The 17,514-nt window shown below is 64.9% G+C and carries 20 protein-coding genes; 10 read left to right on the forward strand and 10 right to left on the reverse strand.

Features of this window, described 5'->3' with window-relative positions:
- The first annotated feature begins 239 nt into the window (after window positions 1-239).
- A complete protein-coding gene (locus tag PSV38_RS14145) occupies window positions 240-3,122 on the forward strand; it encodes a peptidoglycan-binding protein (protein WP_300548464.1) in 2,883 nt (960 codons plus the stop codon).
- 3 nt (window positions 3,123-3,125) lie between these two features.
- On the opposite strand, the gene PSV38_RS14150 is transcribed toward PSV38_RS14145, so the two are convergent.
- From PSV38_RS14150 to PSV38_RS14190, 9 genes are all read right to left on the reverse strand, one after another.
- Window positions 3,126-3,593 (reverse strand): hypothetical protein, encoded by a 468-nt coding sequence (locus PSV38_RS14150; protein WP_300548465.1) that lies wholly within the window; start codon window positions 3,591-3,593, stop codon window positions 3,126-3,128.
- A gap of 46 nt (window positions 3,594-3,639) precedes the next feature.
- Window positions 3,640-4,671: a phospholipase A gene (locus PSV38_RS14155; protein WP_300548467.1), complete on the reverse strand. Its 1,032-nt coding sequence runs from the start codon at window positions 4,669-4,671 to the stop codon at window positions 3,640-3,642.
- A 65-nt stretch (window positions 4,672-4,736) separates the two neighbouring features.
- A complete protein-coding gene (locus PSV38_RS14160; protein WP_300548469.1) occupies window positions 4,737-5,267 on the reverse strand; it encodes a hemerythrin domain-containing protein in 531 nt (176 codons plus the stop codon).
- A 45-nt stretch (window positions 5,268-5,312) separates the two neighbouring features.
- Window positions 5,313-5,471 (reverse strand): DUF3309 domain-containing protein, encoded by a 159-nt coding sequence (locus PSV38_RS14165; protein WP_300548471.1) that lies wholly within the window; start codon window positions 5,469-5,471, stop codon window positions 5,313-5,315.
- An 11-nt stretch (window positions 5,472-5,482) separates the two neighbouring features.
- Entirely contained in the window at window positions 5,483-5,680 is a 198-nt protein-coding gene (locus PSV38_RS14170; protein WP_300548769.1) for a glycine zipper 2TM domain-containing protein, read from the reverse strand.
- Window positions 5,681-5,787: 107 nt separating this feature from the next.
- Window positions 5,788-6,408, reverse strand: a complete 621-nt coding sequence (locus PSV38_RS14175; RefSeq protein WP_300548473.1) for an ABC-type transport auxiliary lipoprotein family protein — start codon at window positions 6,406-6,408, stop codon at window positions 5,788-5,790.
- Window positions 6,405-7,376 carry an MlaD family protein gene (locus PSV38_RS14180; RefSeq protein WP_300548475.1) on the reverse strand — a complete coding sequence of 324 codons (972 nt, stop codon included), beginning with the start codon at window positions 7,374-7,376 and terminating at the stop codon, window positions 6,405-6,407. The genes PSV38_RS14175 and PSV38_RS14180 overlap by 4 nt, the downstream gene beginning before the upstream one ends.
- Window positions 7,373-8,116: an ATP-binding cassette domain-containing protein gene (locus PSV38_RS14185; protein WP_300548477.1), complete on the reverse strand. Its 744-nt coding sequence runs from the start codon at window positions 8,114-8,116 to the stop codon at window positions 7,373-7,375. The genes PSV38_RS14180 and PSV38_RS14185 overlap by 4 nt, the downstream gene beginning before the upstream one ends.
- Window positions 8,117-8,118: 2 nt before the next feature.
- Complete coding sequence (locus PSV38_RS14190) at window positions 8,119-8,901, reverse strand: ABC transporter permease (RefSeq protein WP_300548478.1); 783 nt, start codon at window positions 8,899-8,901, stop codon at window positions 8,119-8,121.
- A gap of 182 nt (window positions 8,902-9,083) precedes the next feature.
- On the opposite strand from PSV38_RS14190, the gene PSV38_RS14195 reads away from it, so the two are divergent.
- The 9 genes from PSV38_RS14195 (at window position 9,084) to PSV38_RS14235 (ending at window position 16,173) form a co-directional block, all read left to right on the forward strand.
- The gene (locus PSV38_RS14195; protein WP_300548480.1) at window positions 9,084-9,920 is read left to right on the forward strand and encodes a hypothetical protein; all 837 of its coding nucleotides are present in this window, start codon (window positions 9,084-9,086) and stop codon (window positions 9,918-9,920) included.
- A gap of 19 nt (window positions 9,921-9,939) precedes the next feature.
- Window positions 9,940-10,389: a CHRD domain-containing protein gene (locus PSV38_RS14200; RefSeq protein WP_300548482.1), complete on the forward strand. Its 450-nt coding sequence runs from the start codon at window positions 9,940-9,942 to the stop codon at window positions 10,387-10,389.
- On the forward strand, window positions 10,386-10,775 hold the full coding sequence (locus PSV38_RS14205) for an acyl-CoA dehydrogenase family protein (protein ID WP_300548484.1): 390 nt from the start codon (window positions 10,386-10,388) through the stop codon (window positions 10,773-10,775). Before PSV38_RS14200 ends, PSV38_RS14205 begins: the two co-directional genes overlap by 4 nt.
- The gene (locus PSV38_RS14210; protein ID WP_300548486.1) at window positions 10,723-11,202 is read left to right on the forward strand and encodes a hypothetical protein; all 480 of its coding nucleotides are present in this window, start codon (window positions 10,723-10,725) and stop codon (window positions 11,200-11,202) included. Before PSV38_RS14205 ends, PSV38_RS14210 begins: the two co-directional genes overlap by 53 nt.
- Before the next feature lie 210 nt (window positions 11,203-11,412).
- Window positions 11,413-12,183, forward strand: a complete 771-nt coding sequence (locus PSV38_RS14215; RefSeq protein ID WP_300548488.1) for an acyl-CoA dehydrogenase domain-containing protein — start codon at window positions 11,413-11,415, stop codon at window positions 12,181-12,183.
- A gap of 96 nt (window positions 12,184-12,279) precedes the next feature.
- On the forward strand, window positions 12,280-13,503 hold the full coding sequence (locus PSV38_RS14220; protein ID WP_300548489.1) for an oxygenase MpaB family protein: 1,224 nt from the start codon (window positions 12,280-12,282) through the stop codon (window positions 13,501-13,503).
- Window positions 13,504-13,555: 52 nt separating this feature from the next.
- Complete coding sequence (locus PSV38_RS14225; protein ID WP_300548491.1) at window positions 13,556-14,110, forward strand: ProQ/FinO family protein; 555 nt, start codon at window positions 13,556-13,558, stop codon at window positions 14,108-14,110.
- 84 nt (window positions 14,111-14,194) lie between these two features.
- Window positions 14,195-14,908: a c-type cytochrome gene (locus tag PSV38_RS14230; RefSeq protein WP_300548492.1), complete on the forward strand. Its 714-nt coding sequence runs from the start codon at window positions 14,195-14,197 to the stop codon at window positions 14,906-14,908.
- Window positions 14,905-16,173: a cytochrome c gene (locus PSV38_RS14235; RefSeq protein WP_300548494.1), complete on the forward strand. Its 1,269-nt coding sequence runs from the start codon at window positions 14,905-14,907 to the stop codon at window positions 16,171-16,173. Before PSV38_RS14230 ends, PSV38_RS14235 begins: the two co-directional genes overlap by 4 nt.
- A gap of 4 nt (window positions 16,174-16,177) precedes the next feature.
- Here the strand turns inward: PSV38_RS14235 and rocD are convergent, their stop codons facing one another.
- Complete coding sequence (gene rocD / locus PSV38_RS14240) at window positions 16,178-17,401, reverse strand: ornithine--oxo-acid transaminase (protein ID WP_300548496.1); 1,224 nt, start codon at window positions 17,399-17,401, stop codon at window positions 16,178-16,180.
- Window positions 17,402-17,514 lie beyond the last annotated feature (113 nt).

Raw genomic sequence — 17,514 nt, forward strand, 5'->3', positions numbered from 1 at the left:
GTTCAAACAACCACGGCCGGTCAGATGTTGATGCGTGCTGCGCACGCCCACCTCGACACTCCGCTTCTCAGCACCAAGCAGGCGCCCCGCTGGTGGCCTGCCACGGTTGCATTTCGTGGCACGCCACCGCCTCATCCCCACCCCGCGCTCCCATCCCAAGCACCCAACACAAGCGCCACACGCCCCCCCTAGCTTGAAGCCGGCCCTAGGGATGGCAACCCACGCGCCTCCCTCTAAAAATGACTCACTCCACTCACAAGGGCGGGATCATGGGCAGTCTATTGATCAGGGGCAGTCAGGGCGCAGAAGTCAAGCGCCTGCGCCAACAGTTGGCCAGAGAGCTCGGCCCCGACGGTGCCGACTACGCCAAGCTGGCCTCCGGCCAGGACTTCGACGCTGACCTGGAAGCCGCCGTGCGCCGCTGGCAATCCGGCACCGGCCTGATCGCCGACGGCGTGGTCGGCCCCCGCTGCCAATCCCTGCTGGGCCTGGTCACGCTGCCCCCCTTGGCCATCAACCTGGACCACGACGCCGTGCGGCGCCTGTTCCCCGCCACCAAACCCTCCAACATCGCGCGCTACCTGCCCTACGTGGCCGCCGCCCTGCAGGCCATGGGCTTGAACGACCGCAGCATGATCTGCGCGGCCCTGGGCACCATCCGCGCTGAAAGCGAGGGCTTCCTGCCCATCTCCGAATTCCCCTCGCAGTTCAACACCAAGCCCGGCATGGCACCCTTCAGCGCCTACGACGGGCGCAAAGCGTTGGGCAACACGCAACCCGGCGATGGCGCCAAGTTCAAAGGACGCGGCTTCATCCAATTGACCGGCCGCGCCAACTACGCCCAGTACGGCACTGAGCTTGGCATGGACCTGACCAGCAACCCCGACCTGGCCAATGCCCCTGAAGTGGCCGCCATGTTGCTGGCCACCTTCCTGGCCCACCGCGCCGACCCCATGCGCGCCGCGCTGGCCGAAGGCCAATACCTGGCCGCTCGCAAGATGGTCAACGGCGGCTCCCACGGCCTGGACCGCTTCAAGAACGTGTTCGACCTGGCCAAGCAGGTTTGGCCCATCCCCGAGCCCAAAGTGGGCGTCAGCTCTGCCACCCGCAAACGTGCCAGCGCTCCCCACATCAGCAAGAAGCGCCCCCTCACCGTCGCCAAAGACCCAGCCGACCTGCGCGACCGCTTCTACATGCCGCCCCCCGTGAGCCTGCCCGGCGAGTACCCGGATTCCAGCGACATCAAACGCTTCCTGTCCACCTACACCAAGGCCGGCCTGATCCTGGACCAGGGCCAGGAAGGTGCCTGCACCGGCTTCGGCCTGGCCTGCACGGTCAATTACTTGCGCTGGCGCAAACAGCAGATGCCCAAGGCGCTGGAGTCCGTCAGCGCGGCCATGTTCTACAGCTTCGCGCGCCGCTACGACGAGTACGAGGGCGAGAACTACGAAGGCTCCAGTTGCCGGGGCGCCATCAAAGGCTGGTTCCACAACGGCGTCTGCCTGAACACCGACTGGCCCCACCGCGACCACGATCCCGCCCAACCCAAGTACGGCTACGCCAAGCGGGCCGCGCAGACTACCCTGGGTGTTTACTTCCGCATCGAGGTCAAGTCGATCACCGACCTGCAGGCCGCGATCCGTGAGGTGGGTGCCATCTATGTGTCCAGCACCACGCACGAGGGCTGGAACCAGATCAGCAACCAAGCCCGGCCCCCCTCGGGCCACGCCGGCCTGCCCGTGATCCCGTATGACGGCCACCCGTCCGAAGTCGATGGCCACGCCTATGCCTTGGTAGGCTTCAACGAACAAGGCTTCGTGCTGCAAAACTCCTGGGGACCAGGCTGGGGCGCGGGCGGCTTTGCCGTGCTCACCTATGCCGACTGGCTGGCCAATGGCATGGACGCCTGGGTGGTCGCCCTGGGCGTCTCCGGCGTGATGGTGGGCGGCATGACCACGGCCGCCGCCAGCCAATCACGCGCCCATGCCAGCGACCCCAGCACCTGGTGGGACGAACGCCGCGCCTACCAACACAGCATCGTGCTGGGCAACGATGGCCGCGTGCGCCGCTACCTGACCGAAGACGAGATCAGCCGCACCTTGCTGCACCAGGCCTCGGTCTTGCCCGACACCTGGTTCCGCAGCCAGCCCGACAAGGTCAAGCGCCTGGTGATTTACGCGCATGGCGGGCTCAACAGCGAGGCCGACGCCATCAAACGCGCCCGTGCCATGGGCCGCCTCTTCACCGGCAACGGCTGCTACCCGCTGTTTCTGGCCTGGAAAACCGGCCTGATGGAGAGCATGGGCAACCTCATTCAGGAGGCCTTCGGCAAACAGCCCACCCGGGCGGCTGGCGTGGGCGAATGGATCAGCGACCGCACCGACCTTCTCATCGAAAAATCCATCGGCCGACCCCTGGTCAAACCCGTGTGGAGCGAGATGAAAGAGAACGCCGAATTGGCCTTCAACACCACGCGCGGCGGCGACCTGCTGATCACGGCTTTGCAGAAGCTGGTGTCCACCTGGGGCGATGACCTGGAGATCCACCTGGTGGGCCACTCGGCGGGCTCGATCATCCTGGGGCACATGCTGGACCTGGTGGCCAAGCGCGGCCTGGTCACCAAGATTTCATCGATCCAGTTGTGGGCGCCCGCCTGCACGGTGCAGTTCGCCAACCAGCACTACGCGCCGCACGCGGACCTGATGAAGAAGCTGCACCTGCAAGTGCTGTCCGACCGCATTGAGCGCGACGACAACGTGGTGGCCATCTACCGCAAGTCGCTGCTGTACTTCGTCTCGAACGCGCTGGAGACCGACCTGCGCACACCCATCCTGGGCATGGACAACGTGTTCAACGCCGACTACCGGGGGTGGGATGGCTCGTCCAGCACGGGCGAGTCCTTGCGCAACTGGCGCCAGGCGGCGGCCAGCGCCGGTCTGGTCGCTGGAGAACGATTGGTGGTGGTGGACCAGGACAAGGTCATCATCGCCAAGCCGGACCGCCAGGCCAAGGCCGCGCATGGCACGTTTGACAACGATGTGGACGTGGTCAGCCGCGCGCTGCAGCGCATCACCGGCACCGCCAAGTTGAAGACGCCGGTGGACGATCTGAGGGGCTTTTAAAATCTAAGTCGAATACGAAGCGTCATCCACCTGAATGTCATGCTCCAGGATGACGGCGCCCAGATGACCTTCGGGCGGACGGCCAAAGAAAGGCCCGCCTGGCTCGGAGAACAGATACACGTCGGACTGCAAGGCCCCGCAATGCGGGCAATGGTTGGTCAGACGGCTCACACCATCGTCACCAGGCAGCTCAACCCGCAGGTTGGGCGCCAGCAGCAAGAGCGCGTCGGTCAGCTCGGTGGGCGGGTTGGCGATACCGTACACATAGGTGCGGCTCTCGCCCGATTCACCCAGGTCGACCACATCGGCCGCGACCACGGCATGCACCTGGGTCAGGGCATGGCACTTCCAGCACGTGGCGGTGGAAGTGCGCATGTGGATCGGGGCGACCAGGCGCAAGGCGGCGGCATCCGCAGACTTGGGGGCAGCGCCTTGACCGGAGTTTTTCTTCAGGCTGTGGGGAGTGCTCATCCAATCGATCCCTAGAAGAGTGAAGGCTCCACGCTAACACGTCTTGTCAGAATTTGAAGATGGTCAACCCCAGACTCAGGCTGGTCTGCTTGAAGTTGTAATCCAGCAAAGTTTCGCCATAGCCCTGGAAGAGTTGGGCATACCAACGCAGGCCATCGGGCCGATCACGGAACACCGGGTAGGAGTAATCCAGCTGCACCGAGCCCTTGCCCGAGAACGAAGGCCGCCAAGCCACGGCCGCCGTGGAGCGCCCGGGCGTCCACATCATCTGCAGTTCGGCCCGCTTCATGTAATCCTGGATGTCGGGGTTGTCGTCGCCCACGGAGTTGTCGGTCTTCAGCCGGTGCTCCAGCCGCAGGTTGAACATCAGGTCGCGACGCTCAAGACCCGCCTGGGCATAAACGCGGTTCCAGCTGCGCGACAGCGGGTCGGGCTGGCCATTGGATTGGTGGACGATGCCGGCCTGCGTCATGCGCCATTTCCAGCCCAGCGGCAACGATTGCCAGGAGGCCGGGGTGGGCACCACGTAGATGACTTCGGGCTGGTAATCTGTGCTGCGGAAAGGCGCCGATTGGTCGCGGTTCCACAGCTGCCACATGGACTGCTGGGTATAGGCCACCCACAGGTCGGCCCCGGGCAGCAGTGCGTTTTCCCAAACCTTGCTGCGCAGCGAAACCTGGATTTTCGCCTCGCCATTTTGATAGCGGGGCAGGTTGCTGGCCTTGGCGCGGGTCGGGCTGCTGGGATTGCGGTTCACGCTCGCCATGCTGTGCAGGGGCATGAAAAAATTCGGGCGGTAGCTGGTGTAGTTGAAGGTGCCACGCTTGTCAGCCTGGTCCAGCTCCCAGTAGCGGGACATGAAGCTGCTTTCGGACTGTTGTGTGGTGGCAGGCGTCGCGGCCTGGCTGACGGGCACGGCCTCGGGAGTGCCAGGCACCGCAGCAGGTGAAGCCGGCAGGGTCACCATGGCTTCTCGCCCCGCCAGCCTGTCATAGCAGGCCAGGCGTGCGCTGGTGTCCGGCAAACCCAGGCATTCCTTCAGATCAAGGGAGGCCTGGGCGAAAGCGGGGGCAGACATCCCCACGCTCAAGGCCAGCAGGGAAGAACGGAGGGTGTGGTGTAGGGTAGGCATGCGTGATTGGATCACGCGGCCACTTCGGCACCAAGCTCCGACATCAATTCTTCCTTGCGGCTGGCCATCGCGTCGCCCAACTGGTGCAAATCCAGGTGAGCACGCTTGACCTTGGGGAACAACTCTTCTTCTTCCTCGGTGGCGTGGTGGTCGATGTACTCGCCCAGCACGGTCACCTTGGCGTCGTACAGGTCTTCGGTGGGCTCCATGTCCTGGATCTGGGCGATCAGGTCCTTGGCGCTGGCATGCTCCACCACCGCTTCCTTCAGCAGGTCTTCGGCCTTGGTGGCCTGCCCTGCAGCGGGATAGAAGATTTCTTCTTCGATCTTGGCGTGCACCGTCAGCAGCAGGCAGATGTGCTCGGCCAGGGCCTGCTTTTCTGCCTCGCCGCCATCGGCCTTGACCAGCTTCTCATAGTCCTTGAACAACTTCTTGACTTCCTTGTGGTCGGCGGTCAGCAGTTGCACGGCATCAGGGGTGGTCTTGGCCTTGGTTTTGGCAGCAGGGGTTTTGACAGCTGTTTTCTTGGCGGTGGTTGGCATGTTGTTTCCTTGGGTTGATGGAAAAAGTCAGTCAGTCAGCGAAGGTCAAAGTCGGCCCATCAGCATCAGCACGATCAGCACGACCAGGATCAAGCCCAGGCCGCCGCTCGGACCGTAGCCCCAGCTTCGGCTGTGGCCCCAGGTGGGCACGGCGCCGATGAGCATCAACAAAACAACGATCAACAGGATGGTTCCCAAGCTCATGATGGCTCTCCTTATTTCTTGATTTGATTGCCAATGACGCCACCGACGGCGGCACCACCGATGGTTCCGCCAGCGCTGCCGCCGGTCAGCACCGCACCCGCTGCAGCGCCAACACCCGCGCCCACAGCGGTGTTGCGTTCACGGGCGGACATGTCGCTGCACGCCCCCAGGCCAAGCAAAGCCAAGGCGGTGGTGGCGGTTAACGCCATGCGAACGGATGTTTGTCGAATGTGGTTCATGGCACTTCTCCTTTAGTGGGTAACACCTTGTTGTTAGCAAACGAGGTGCCCACGGGGGCTTTGCCGTGAAATAAATATCAGCGCAGGGTTTGGCTGACGTCTTGCGCCACCTGATTCAACAGCTGACTCATGGCAGCTGCCTGGCCCACCGGAGTGTCTGGCGACACTGGCGTGCTGGTGGTGCTGTTCCCGGAGAAAACCGGGGTGGGCGTGCTGCCTGGGCCGGTGATGCGCCAATTCACGTCCGCCCGCAGCTGCCCGGCGTTGCGCACATAGTCCAGCGGTGCCAGGTTGACGATCAATACCTGCCCGGTGGGCATGGACGGGCAATGCGAGTCACACACCGTCCAATTCGGCAAAGCTTGCCGCAAAAGCAGGGCCAGGTGGTTGGTCAGCCCCACCTCCAAGCGCTCGGCCCAGGCGGTGCTCGGCCACTCGCCCAGCGTGCTGTCGGCATTGCGGTAACGCACGGCATCGGTCTGCAGGTACTCCGGGATGTTGACGCGGCGCAGGGTGATGAACCTGGGGGCCGATGCGGCTGAGGCAGGCAGCGTGCCCACAGCGGGAGGGCTCACTGGCTGAGAAGGCGGCAAGGGCAGCGACAACAAGGTCGGCGCGGGCGCGGTGCTGCAGGCCCCCAAGCCCAAGGCCATCAGGACCAAACCATGGGAGACAACAAGGCGGTGCAAAGTGATCATGGTGCTTTCTTCCCAAACAAGATGGTGTTGGGCTGGCGTTCCAACTGGTCGGCGAAGGAGCGCAGGCTGCGCGCCGCCAGCGACAAATCCCGCACCGCCAGTTCGGCGTCTGAGCGCAAGGGCGAGCCCACGGCGCTGAGTTCCGCGACATTGCCCATGGCCTGTTGCGCGGCCTGCGCTGCATCGCGGGCAGCCTGCAAGGTTTGCTGAATTTCGGGCTGGGTTTGCAGCACAACCTTGCGCGATGCCTCCGACAATTGCTCCACCGACGCCAGGGTGGCTTGCGCCTGAGCCTGCACATCCTGCAAGGCCTTGGCCCCCACCACCAGGGTCTGCTTGGCCTGCGCCGCCGCTGCGCCGATCTCCTTGCCCGACAACGCCACCGCCTGTTGGGTCACCTTCAAGGTCTGGTCCAACTGCTTGATGGTCTTGCGGACGTCCTCCACCAGGTCGGCCAAGGGCAACTCTGAGACCTGGTCCAGCAGGGCGTCCAACTTGTCGCGCATGGCGGGGATCTCGGGCGGGGAGCTTGAGCCGCCGCCCAGCAACACCACGGGGGTCTCGGGCTTGAAGTCCAGGTCGATGCCGGTCTGGCCGGTCACCACGCTCTGGATGATGAGCTTGGCGCGCAGGCCGCGCTGCACCAGATCGGGCAGGTTGCGAAAGCTTCCACTCTTCTCATCGCCCATTTTCACAGCGTCGCTGCCCAAGGTCAGCCCCACCGGAATGCGCGTGATCAGGGACTTGGGGTCCACCTCGATGCCGATGCTCAACACCTCGCCAATCTTCACACCCCGAAAGCTCACCGGCGCCCCGACATACAGACCGCGAACACTGCCTTGAAAGTAGACGATGGCCTTTTGCCGCTTGGCGAACAGGTCGGCCCCGCCCAGGGTCACGAGCCCCACGACGATCAGGATCAAGGCCGCGACGACAAAACTGCCGACGAGCAAGGCATTGCGTTTCATAACTTCTCCCGGTGCAGGAACGCGTGCACGGTTGGATGGGTGGCGGTGTCCAGCAACTCGCTGGGCTTGCCATGGGCGATGGGTTTCTTGCTGTCGGCATCCAGGAAGATGCTGTCGTCGGCGATGGCGAACAGGCTGGGCAACTCGTGCGAGACCATCAAGACGGCGGCACCCGTGCGGTCCCGGATCTCCAGGATGAGGTCGTCCAGGCGCTTGGAGCTGATCGGGTCCAGGCCGGCGGAAGGCTCGTCCAGGAACAGCAAGCGTGGTTGCGCCGCGATGGCCCGGGCCAGGCCCGCGCGCTTCTTCATGCCGCCACTGAGGTCCGCCGGGCTGTAGTCGGCGAACTCGGCCATTTCAACCCAGGACAAAGCCTCGCGCGCCCGTTCAATGCGCTCGTCTTCGGACAAGTCCGTGTGCTGCTCCAGGGGCATCAGCACGTTCTCCAGCACGGTCATGGAAGACCACAAGGCGGCGCTTTGAAAGAGCACGCCAAAGCCGGACCGCAGTTTGGTGCGCTCATCGTCGTGGCTTTTCCAATAATCCTTGCCGTCGTACAGCACCTGCCCGTGGGCCGGCTCCAGCAGGCCGATCAGGTGTTTGAGCAAGGTGCTTTTGCCACAACCACTGCCCCCCATGATGGCGAAGATGGTGCCGGGCTCGACCTCGAACGACACCTCCTCCTGGATGAGCTTGTCGCCAAAGCGCATGGTCAGGTCTTGAACGCTGAGCAAGGCCATGGTCAGATCCCCAGCGCGTTGGCGCAGACCGAGAACACTGCGTCCAGCGCGATCACGCCCACGATGCCCGCCACCACGGCCCGCGTGGTGGCCTGGCCCACGCCAGCCGCGTTGCGGTCAGCGTGCAGGCCGTGGTAGCACCCTGCGATCGCCACCAGCAAACCAAAGGCAATGGCCTTGGCAAAGCCCAGGCCCAGGTGCTGAAAGCTCAGGGCATCGAGGCTGCGGTCAAAGTAAGCGGCCGGCGCCAGGCTCAGCATGCTGGCTCCCACCGCGAAGCCCCCCACCAAGCCGGCCGCGCAACCAAACACATACAGCAAGGGCATCACCAGCAGCAAGGCCAGCACACGCGGCACCACCAGGTGCTCGGTGGCATTCAGGCCCAGCACTTCCAGCGCATCAACCTCTTCATTGGCCTGCATGGTGGCCAGCTCGGCCGCGAAGGCGGCACCGGTGCGTCCGGCCATCACCACCGCCGTGATCACGGCGGCCATCTCGCGCGACACGGCAATGGCCACCAGGTCGGCCACGAAGATGCCCGCGCCAAATTTGACCAGCTGCACAGCGCCCACGAAGGCCAGGATGGCCCCCACGAGCACATTGACCACCAGCACGATCAGCAAGGCACGGGCACTGCAATCGGCCAGCACCCGGGCCATGTCCTGCGACCGGAAACGCCAATGGTTGGGCATCCCCCGTGAGATAGCCAGGATCACCGATCCCAAAAATGTGATGCCGCGAAAAGTGCCTTGCAGCGGTGCGGTCCGAGGCCAACGAATCGTCATGTCTGCCGTTCTAACACGAGGCTGAGGCCCAACAGGGCAAGAACAGTGCCTGTCGGCTTTGCCCGACGTCAAGTCGCGCCAATGTCTGACAAGCCAAAGAGACAGAGCCTACGAGTCGGCCTGGGACGCTTCTCCTAAAGTTTGATTCATCTCAACACCTCTCAGAACTCAGGAGCACCTTCATGCGTCATCGTTTGCCGAACTCTCGCCACCTGCGCATTGCATCTTCATGGACGGTGCTCACCTTGGCCGCCGCCGCCGCGCCGGCCTTGGCGATCGAGAACAGCATGCCCGTGATCGACCGCGTCGGCGTGTGGCTGGGCGGCTACAACGTGGACGCCGAGGGTGACCTCAGCTTGGCCACGCCGGATGGGAGCCAGTCCACCGGCAAGCAACGCGTGATCGATGGCTCGGACGTGGTCAAGCGAGCCCGCGTCGACTGGCTGTTGTTTGACCGCCAGGGCTTCTCGGTGGACCTGTACCACTACAGCCAGAACAAGTCACTCGGCGTGAGCGAGCCCTTCATCTACAACGGGCAGAGCTACTCCGCCACAGGCCAACTCAACACCAAGACCTCGTTCGACATCGGCAATTTTTCTTACCGCTGGTGGTTTGGTGGCGAGGACACCGTGGCCGGCGTGGGCGTCGGCGCGGCCTACTACAAGGTCAAGCTGAGCTACACAGCCTCGGCCACCCTGGGCGGCCTGTCACAGACCATCTCGGACGGCGAAAAGAAAGATGCCTGGGCGCCGTTGGTGACCTTGGGCTTTCGCCATCGCATCAGCGACCAGGTCAGGCTTTACGCCGACCTGTCGGGCTCCAAGAAGAACGGCGGTGAGACCTATGGCGACATCGTCAATGCCGGAGCCGGCGTCGAGTGGTTCCCCTGGCGCAACATCGGTGTGGGCGCTGAATACAACCATACCCGCATCCGCGTGAACTACAAGACTGACGATGCCGTGGCCAAGCTTGATCTGAAGCTGAACGGCCCAGCCTTGTACCTGCGGATGCGTTTCTAACCATCAACAGGAGCTGAGCATGAACTTCCATTCCTTGACCCTCAAGCGTTCGTTGCTGGTCGGCTTGTTCGCGGCCGCCAGCATGACCCTGGTTCCATCGATGTCACACGCGGCCACCTTCACCTCCACCCTCTCGGGCGAGGCTGAATCACCCCCCGTGACCACGATGGGCACCGGCACCGTGGATGCCACGTACACGTCTGCCACCAAGGTCCTGAAATGGAAGGTCGTGTACTCCGGCCTGAGTGGTGCGGTGACGGCCGCGCACTTTCACGGTCCGGCCATGCCTGGCCAGAATGCAGGCGTGGTCTTGCCATTGAGCGGAAAGCTGGACAGCCCCCTTGAAGGTGAAGCCACCCTCACCGAAGCACAGGCGGCGCAAGTGATGGCTGGTCAGTGGTACGTGAACTTGCACACGGCAGCCAACCCGAAGGGCGAGGTCCGGGGTCAGTTGGTCGTCAGCCCATGACGGGATGGCTGGCATCGCTGATCGGACGGGCCGCCATGCGCCCGTTCGCCAAAGCCCTGCCACCTTTGGGTGACACCGAGCGCGCCGCCCTGGAGGCGGGCTCGGTGGGCTTTGAAGGTCAGCTGTTTGCCGGTCAGCCTGATTTCAGCGCCTTGCTGAAAGTCAAGCCCCAAGCTTTCTCTGACGCCGAGCAAAGCTTCCTTGATCATGAAGTGCTCGAGCTGTGCGCCATGCCTGATGACCACGCCATCGACCAGGCGGGCGATCTGCCGCCGGAGGTGTGGCGCTTCCTGCGCGACAAGTGCTTCTTCGGCATGATCATTCCGCCGGAGTATGGCGGCCTGGGCTTTGGCCACCGTGGTCGGCCTGGCCTTCCATGCTCATGACGACAGCCTGCCCGAAGGCCAGCGCGACCTGGGCATCACCTGCGCGCTGCTCCCCGTTCCGACCGAAAGCATGGAGATCGGCCGCCGCCACTTGCCCATGGGCAGCGCCTTCATGAACGGCCCCATCCATGGCCGCGAGGTGTTCGTTCCCATGGACTGCATCATCGGTGGTGAAAAACAAGTGGGCCAAGGCTGGCGCATGCTGATGGAATGCCTCGCCGCTGGCCGCGCCATCTCACTGCCCGCCTTGGGCAGCGCCATGCAGCAAGGGGCCTTGTTCGTGGCCAATGGCTATGGCCAGATCCGTGAACAGTTCGGCTTGCCCATCGCCCGCTTTCACGCGGTTGCCGGGGTCATCGCCGATGATGTCGGCAGAGTTGTACGCGACCGACGCCGCCCGCCACTACACCGCCGCCGCACTCGATGAAGGCCAGCAGCCCAGCGTGGCCAGCGCCGTCCTCAAAGTGCATTTGACCGAAGCCGGTCGACGCGCCGTCAACCACGGCATGGACATGCCTGGGTGGCAAGGGCATCATCGCCGGGCCATCCAACCTGCTGGGCATCGGCTACCGCCACGCGCCCATTGCCATCACCGTGGAAGGCGCCAACCTGCTGCCACCCGCATGTGCTCGACGAGATGCACGCCATTGAAGTCCAGGACGAACAGCCCCTCGGGCAAGCCTTGTGGTCGCATGTGTGGCACGTGGTGCGCAACCTGCGCCGCAGCGTGTTCGGCGCCGCACTCATCGGCCGAGCACCCGCTGACTTGAAGGCCGAAGCGCAACTGATCACCCGGCTCAGCACCCAGTACAGCTTCACCGCCGATCTGGCCATGGGGCTGCTGGGCGGCCAACTCAAGCGCATGGAGTTGCTGTCGGCCCGGTTGGGAGATGTGCTGGCCCACCTGTACATCGCCAGCGCCTGCCTGTGGCGCTACCAGGTGGATGGCAAACCCGAATTGCTGCCTTTTGCCCAGGCCGGCATCCGCCAACAACTGAACCGGGCCCACCTCATCTTGCAAGACTTGCACGCCAACCTGCCCTCCGCACCGGCCCGTTGGATGGGCGGTTTGAGCCTGAGGGCGACGGGCCGACTGCATCCCCTGCGCAACGAACAGCGGCTGGCCCTGGCCGAACTGCTGCGCACGCGCAGCGACTTGGTGGGCCATTTGTGTCCCGACCTGAGCCTGCCCAAGCAAGGCGGCCAGTGCGACCTGGTCAAGGCCCTGTCCTTGGGCGCCCAACTCGGCGAAGACACGGGCGCCTTGAACAAAGTGCTGCGCCGCACCCAATCGATGGAAACCGCTGCCCAAAGCGCCAAGAACCCGGCCCTGGCCTTGCGCTACCTGCAAGCCGCCGACCGCGTGATTCAGGTCGATGACGTGGCTGCGGACCGCGCAACAGCTTGAATTCAAGGGCATACCCGACGCCCCCAAATGGGTGAACCGCGCTGAAGTCACTCGCCCGCCATCAAATGGTGGGCAGCCATGGTGCAAGATCGGAGCATGACCGTCCCCGCCTCCGCCCTGCCATCACCACCCCATCGCCATGGTGCGGATCTGGCCACCACCCGCCGCATCGCCAGCCGCTTGCGCCTGATGATCCGCGGCAATCCGGAGCCCACCCCCGGTGAGTGGGCTCGCCTGGGGGCAGCCCTGTGGCGCGGCGACCCGCTGGCCGACGACTTGGCCCACTGGCTTCAAGACGTGGGCATGGGGGTCGGCCGCCCCATGCTGGAACGTGCCATCGAGCATGGCCTGGACGCGGTGCCGGATGCCCCCGAATCCCTCTGCCGCTTCATGCGGGCGGTGGCGCAAACCCCTGCCTGGGTCGACCCGGCCCAACTGGCCCAAGGCGCCCGTTTCATCCAGAGCACCGGCCAGCACGGCATGCTGGTCCTGCGCGATGCGGGTCTGATGGCGGGCTACCAAGCCTCGTCCATCAACAAGACACTGGTGATGACCGGCTCGCTGCAACGTGGCGCACAACGCCGCCTGGCCGAAACCTCATCTTGGTGGATGGACTGCACCACCGATGGTGGCCTGAGTCGCCACAGCGCCGGTTTCAAAACCACTTTGCGGGTGCGCGCCATGCACGCCCTGGTGCGCCAGAATCTGCTGCGCCGCCCCGACTGGGATTCGGCCGAGCATGGCCTGCCCATCAACCAGGTCGACATGCAAGCCACCTACCTGGGTTTCAGCGCCGTCCACCTGATCGCGCTGCGCATCACCGGGGTCGTGGTCACCAAAGCCGATGGCGCGGCCATGATGCACCTGTGGCGCTACATTGGCTGGCTCATGGGCGTCGAAGAAGAACTGCTGTCCGAGACCGAGATGCAAGGCCGCACCTCGCTGTACCAGAACGTCATCAGCCAAGCGCCGCCTGACGACAGCAGCGCCGCCCTGGGCCGCGCCTTGATGGACGAACCCCTGAACCGCCACTACCCCTGGGGTGGCGCACTGCGCGGCCGCTTCAACCGGGCCCGCCATCTGAGCATGCTGCGGCTGTTCGTCGGGCTGGAGGGCATGCAGCACCTGGGTCTGCCGCCCGCCCTGCCCTGGCACCCACTGCTGACCACCTTGCCGCGCCTACTCTGGACCGGCGCGCACCACCTGCTGCCCGGCGGCCAAGCGCGCCTGGTGCGTGAAGGGCGCGCCAACCAGTTGCGCTACATGCCCATCGTGTTCGGCAAACACCCCCCCGTGGTGGCCCAACACGTGGCACCGTAGAAGCGGGCACAATTGCGCCCTCTGACCTCTTGATCTCGATCGCCCAGTTTCCATGTCTTCGACGCCCCCCTCTCCTTCGCCGACCCCAGATGCCATGACGCCGGCCGCCTGCGCCACGCAACTTCGGCAACTGTTCCCGGCGCTGTTTGACTGCGCGCCCAGGCCCTTGAAACTGCGCATCCAGGCCGACATCCAGGAGCGCGCTCCTGGCGTGTTCACCAAGCAGGTGCTGTCGGCCTTTTTGCGCCGCCACACTGGCAGCCATGCCTATCTGGTGGCCCTCAGCAAGGCCACCCACCGCTTCGACCTGGATGGCCAGCCGGGCGACGAGATCAGCGAAGAGCACCGCAAAGTTGCCCTGGAAGAACTGGGAAAGCGCCGAGCCAACCACCAGGCCAAGGTCGAGCTGGAACACCAGCAGCGTCGCAACCGAGCCACCTTGCTGCGCGATTTCCAGGCCACCACCTTGACGCCCGCCAATTTCTGCGCGCTCAAGGGCGTGCCGGTGGAAGAGCTCGACCACCTGCTGGAGTTGGCCCGCAAGGAAGCCCAGGAAGCGCCGCCTCAAGACCGCCGCCCCCGCCCGCCCCAGCCACGGCGCCGCTGAACCGTGGCAGGCGCCTTCGTGGCCCCTGCCCACTGAGACATCTTGCCCACTGCCGGTCGGATTGAAACCGCAGTAGATTCAGGGATGCGCTCCCACCTCTTCGCTTTCACCCTGACGGCTGGCGTCGTCGCCGGTTCGTTGCACGCAGCCCCCCGGGTCGAAGACAGCATCGGCCAGCGCGTGCAGGCCTGCACCGTGTGCCATGGCCCCCAAGGACGCGCTGCCAGCGATGGCTACTACCCACGCATCGCAGGCAAACCCGCCGGTTACCTGTACAACCAGTTGCGCAACTTCCGCGATGGGCGTCGCCACTACGCGCTGATGGCCAACCTGCTGGACCCGCTGTCCGACGAGTACCTGCACGAGATCGCGAACTACTTCGCCGCACTCGACCTGCCCTATCCCCCGCAGCCGCCCACCGCCCCCTCAGCCGCCGAACGCCAACGGGGCCAGGAGTTGGTAACCCGGGGCGATCCCCAGCGCAAGATCCCCGCCTGCGTGCAATGCCACGGCGTGGCGTTGACGGGTGTTCAGCCCGCCATCCCCGGTTTGCTGGGCGTGCCCCGCGATTACATCAACGCCCAACTGGGGGCCTGGCAAAACGGCAACCGCCAGGCCAAAGCGCCCGATTGCATGGCCACCATCGCGCAACGCCTGCGGCCCGAAGACATTGCTGCCGTGTCGCAATGGATCTCGGCCCAACCTGTGCCTGAACATGCCAAAGCGGCCACCAGCTTGCCTGGCCGCCTGCCCATGCCTTGCGGTGGTGTGCTGGATGGCCCAGGGGCTCAGCCATGAAGCGCGCCATGGCCCTGTTGCTGCTCATCGGCCTGGCCCTGGCCGCGGCCGTTGTCGCCTTGAACGTGCGTGGAGAAGACCCGGTCACCTCAGGCCCGCAGCCGCCCGTCAGCCCCCAGCTCATCGCCGCCGGTGAATACCTCGCCCGCACTGGCAACTGCATGGCCTGCCACACCGCGCGGGGTAGCGCGCCCTACGCCGGGGGCCTGGGCATCCAGACGCCGTTTGGCACCGTCTACACCTCCAACCTCACGCCCGATGCAAACACCGGCATCGGCGCCTGGTCATCGTCGGAATTTTGGCGAGCCCTGCACAACGGCCGCTCGCGCGATGGTCGCCTGCTCTACCCCGCCTTCCCCTATCCCAACTACACCCACGTGACGCGAGCCGATTCGGACGCGATCTTTGCCTACTTGCGCAGCCTGCCCGCCGTGGCCCAGGCCAACCGTCCCCACGAGTTGCGCTTTCCCTACGACTCGACCCCGGCCTTGGCCGTGTGGCGCGCCCTGTTCTTCAAACCGGGTCAGTTCGAGCCCGACACCAGGCAATCGGCCCAGTGGAACCGAGGAGCCTACCTGGTGCAAGGCCTGGGCCACTGCAACGCCTGCCATGCCAGCCGCAATGCGCTGGGTGCCAGCAGCGGCACGCTGGACCTGAGCGGCGGGCTGATCCCAGTGCAGAACTGGTACGCGCCCTCGCTCACCTCGCCGCACGAAGCGGGCGTGGCCGACTGGCGCCTGCCTGACATCGTCGAGTTGCTGAAGACCGGGGTGTCCGCGCGAGGCACCGTGGTCGGTCCCATGGCCGAGGTCGTGCAAAACAGCACCCAGCACTGGGCCGATGCCGACCTGCTCGCCATGGCCACTTACCTGAAGGCCTTGCCACCCGACCCGCGGGCGCGCGAACCCGCCAAGGTGCCCCCGCCTTTGCCAGACAGCCGTGGCGCCAAGCTCTACAAGGTGCATTGCGCCCAATGCCATGGCGACCAGGGCGAGGGCGTGGCCAAGGCCTACCCGGCCCTGGCAGACAACCGCGCCGTGACCATGGACTCGCCCGCCAACCTGGTGCGCATCGTGCTGGCCGGCGGCTTCGCGCCCTCCACGGCGGGCAACCCCCGCCCCTATGGCATGCCACCTTTCGCCATGGTCTTCAGCAACGATGACACGGCCGCCGTGGTCTCTTACATCCGCAGCGCTTGGGGCAACCAGGGCCAGGCGGTCTCCACGCTGGACGTGATCCAGTTGCGCAACGGGCTGCCCTATTGAGGCGTCACCCTGGTGGAGCGGCTGACAGCACCACGTCGATGACGGCATCCAGCGCCCGCCGCAACTGCTTCTTCCGGATGATGAGCGGTGGCGCCAAGCGGATGACCACCTCGTGGGTTTCCTTGGTCAACACGCCCCGCTCTTTCAGGGCATCGACCAAACCGCGGGCACCCAGTTCAGGCACGATTTCAATGCCCATCATCAGGCCTTGCCCCCGGATGTCGCGCACGATGGGGCTGGCGCCCAAGGCCGCCTTCAGGTAGGCCAGGGCCCAGTGGCCCAGCCGATCCACCCGAGCGATGAACTCGGGCTCGCTCAACAGCTTCAAGGCCGCCATGCTGACCGCCGCCGCGATCGCATTGCCGCCAAAGGTCGATCCATGGTCGCCCGGGCGCAGCACGCCCAGGACCTCGGCACGGCCCACCACGGCCGACACCGGGTACACGCCACCGCCCAGGGCTTTGCCCAGGATCAGCAAGTCAGGGTCCAGATCCTCGTGCTGGAAGCAGAACAGGCGCCCGGTGCGCGACAGGCCGCACTGGATCTCGTCCACGATGAACAGCACGCGGTGTTGTCGGCACAGTTCGCGGGCCCGCTTTAAATAGCCAGGCGGTGGCAGGCGGATGCCCGCTTCGCCCTGAATGGGCTCAACGATGAAGGCCGCCGTGCGCGGCGTGATGGCCTGGGCCAGCGCATCGGCATCGCCAAAGGGCACGGTCTTGAAGCCCGGCAAGTAGGGGCCGAAGTTCTCGCGGTACTGCGCCTCGGTGGACAGGCTCACCAGCGCCAGGGTGCGCCCATGAAAGTTGCCCTCGCACCCGATGATTTCGCCGCGATCACGCGGGATGCCCTTGACCGTCTCGCCCCATTTGCGCGCCAGCTTCAAGGCGGTTTCCACGGCTTCGGCCCCCGTGTTCATGGGCAGGGCCTTGTCCATGTGGGCCAAGGTGGTGAGCTGGTCCAGCCACAACGGCAACTGGTCGGTGTAGAACGCCCGGCTGGTCACGTCCAGCGTCTTGGCCTGCCGGGCCAGTGCCTTCAGCACCTTGGGGTGGCTGTGACCCAGCGAGGCGGTTGAATAGGCACTCATCATGTCGGTGTAGCGCCGCCCGTTCACGTCCCACAGGTGGATGCCTTTGGCACGGTGCAGCACCACCTCAATGGGATGGTAGTTGTGCGCCCCGCGGGCCAAGTCCAGGTCGATGAGTTGCTGGCTTTTCTTGCTCAAATAGGCCTCCTGGCGTTGCAGGTTTTGTGCCCAGTGTCCTCCCTTTGACCCAGAAATGGGCGCGGATCAGCACCCGAATGCGCGCTTTGTGTGCACTCTTGATCCGTAAACTG

The organism is Aquabacterium sp. (assembly GCF_029946005.1).
Lineage (GTDB): Bacteria > Pseudomonadota > Gammaproteobacteria > Burkholderiales > Burkholderiaceae_C > Aquabacterium.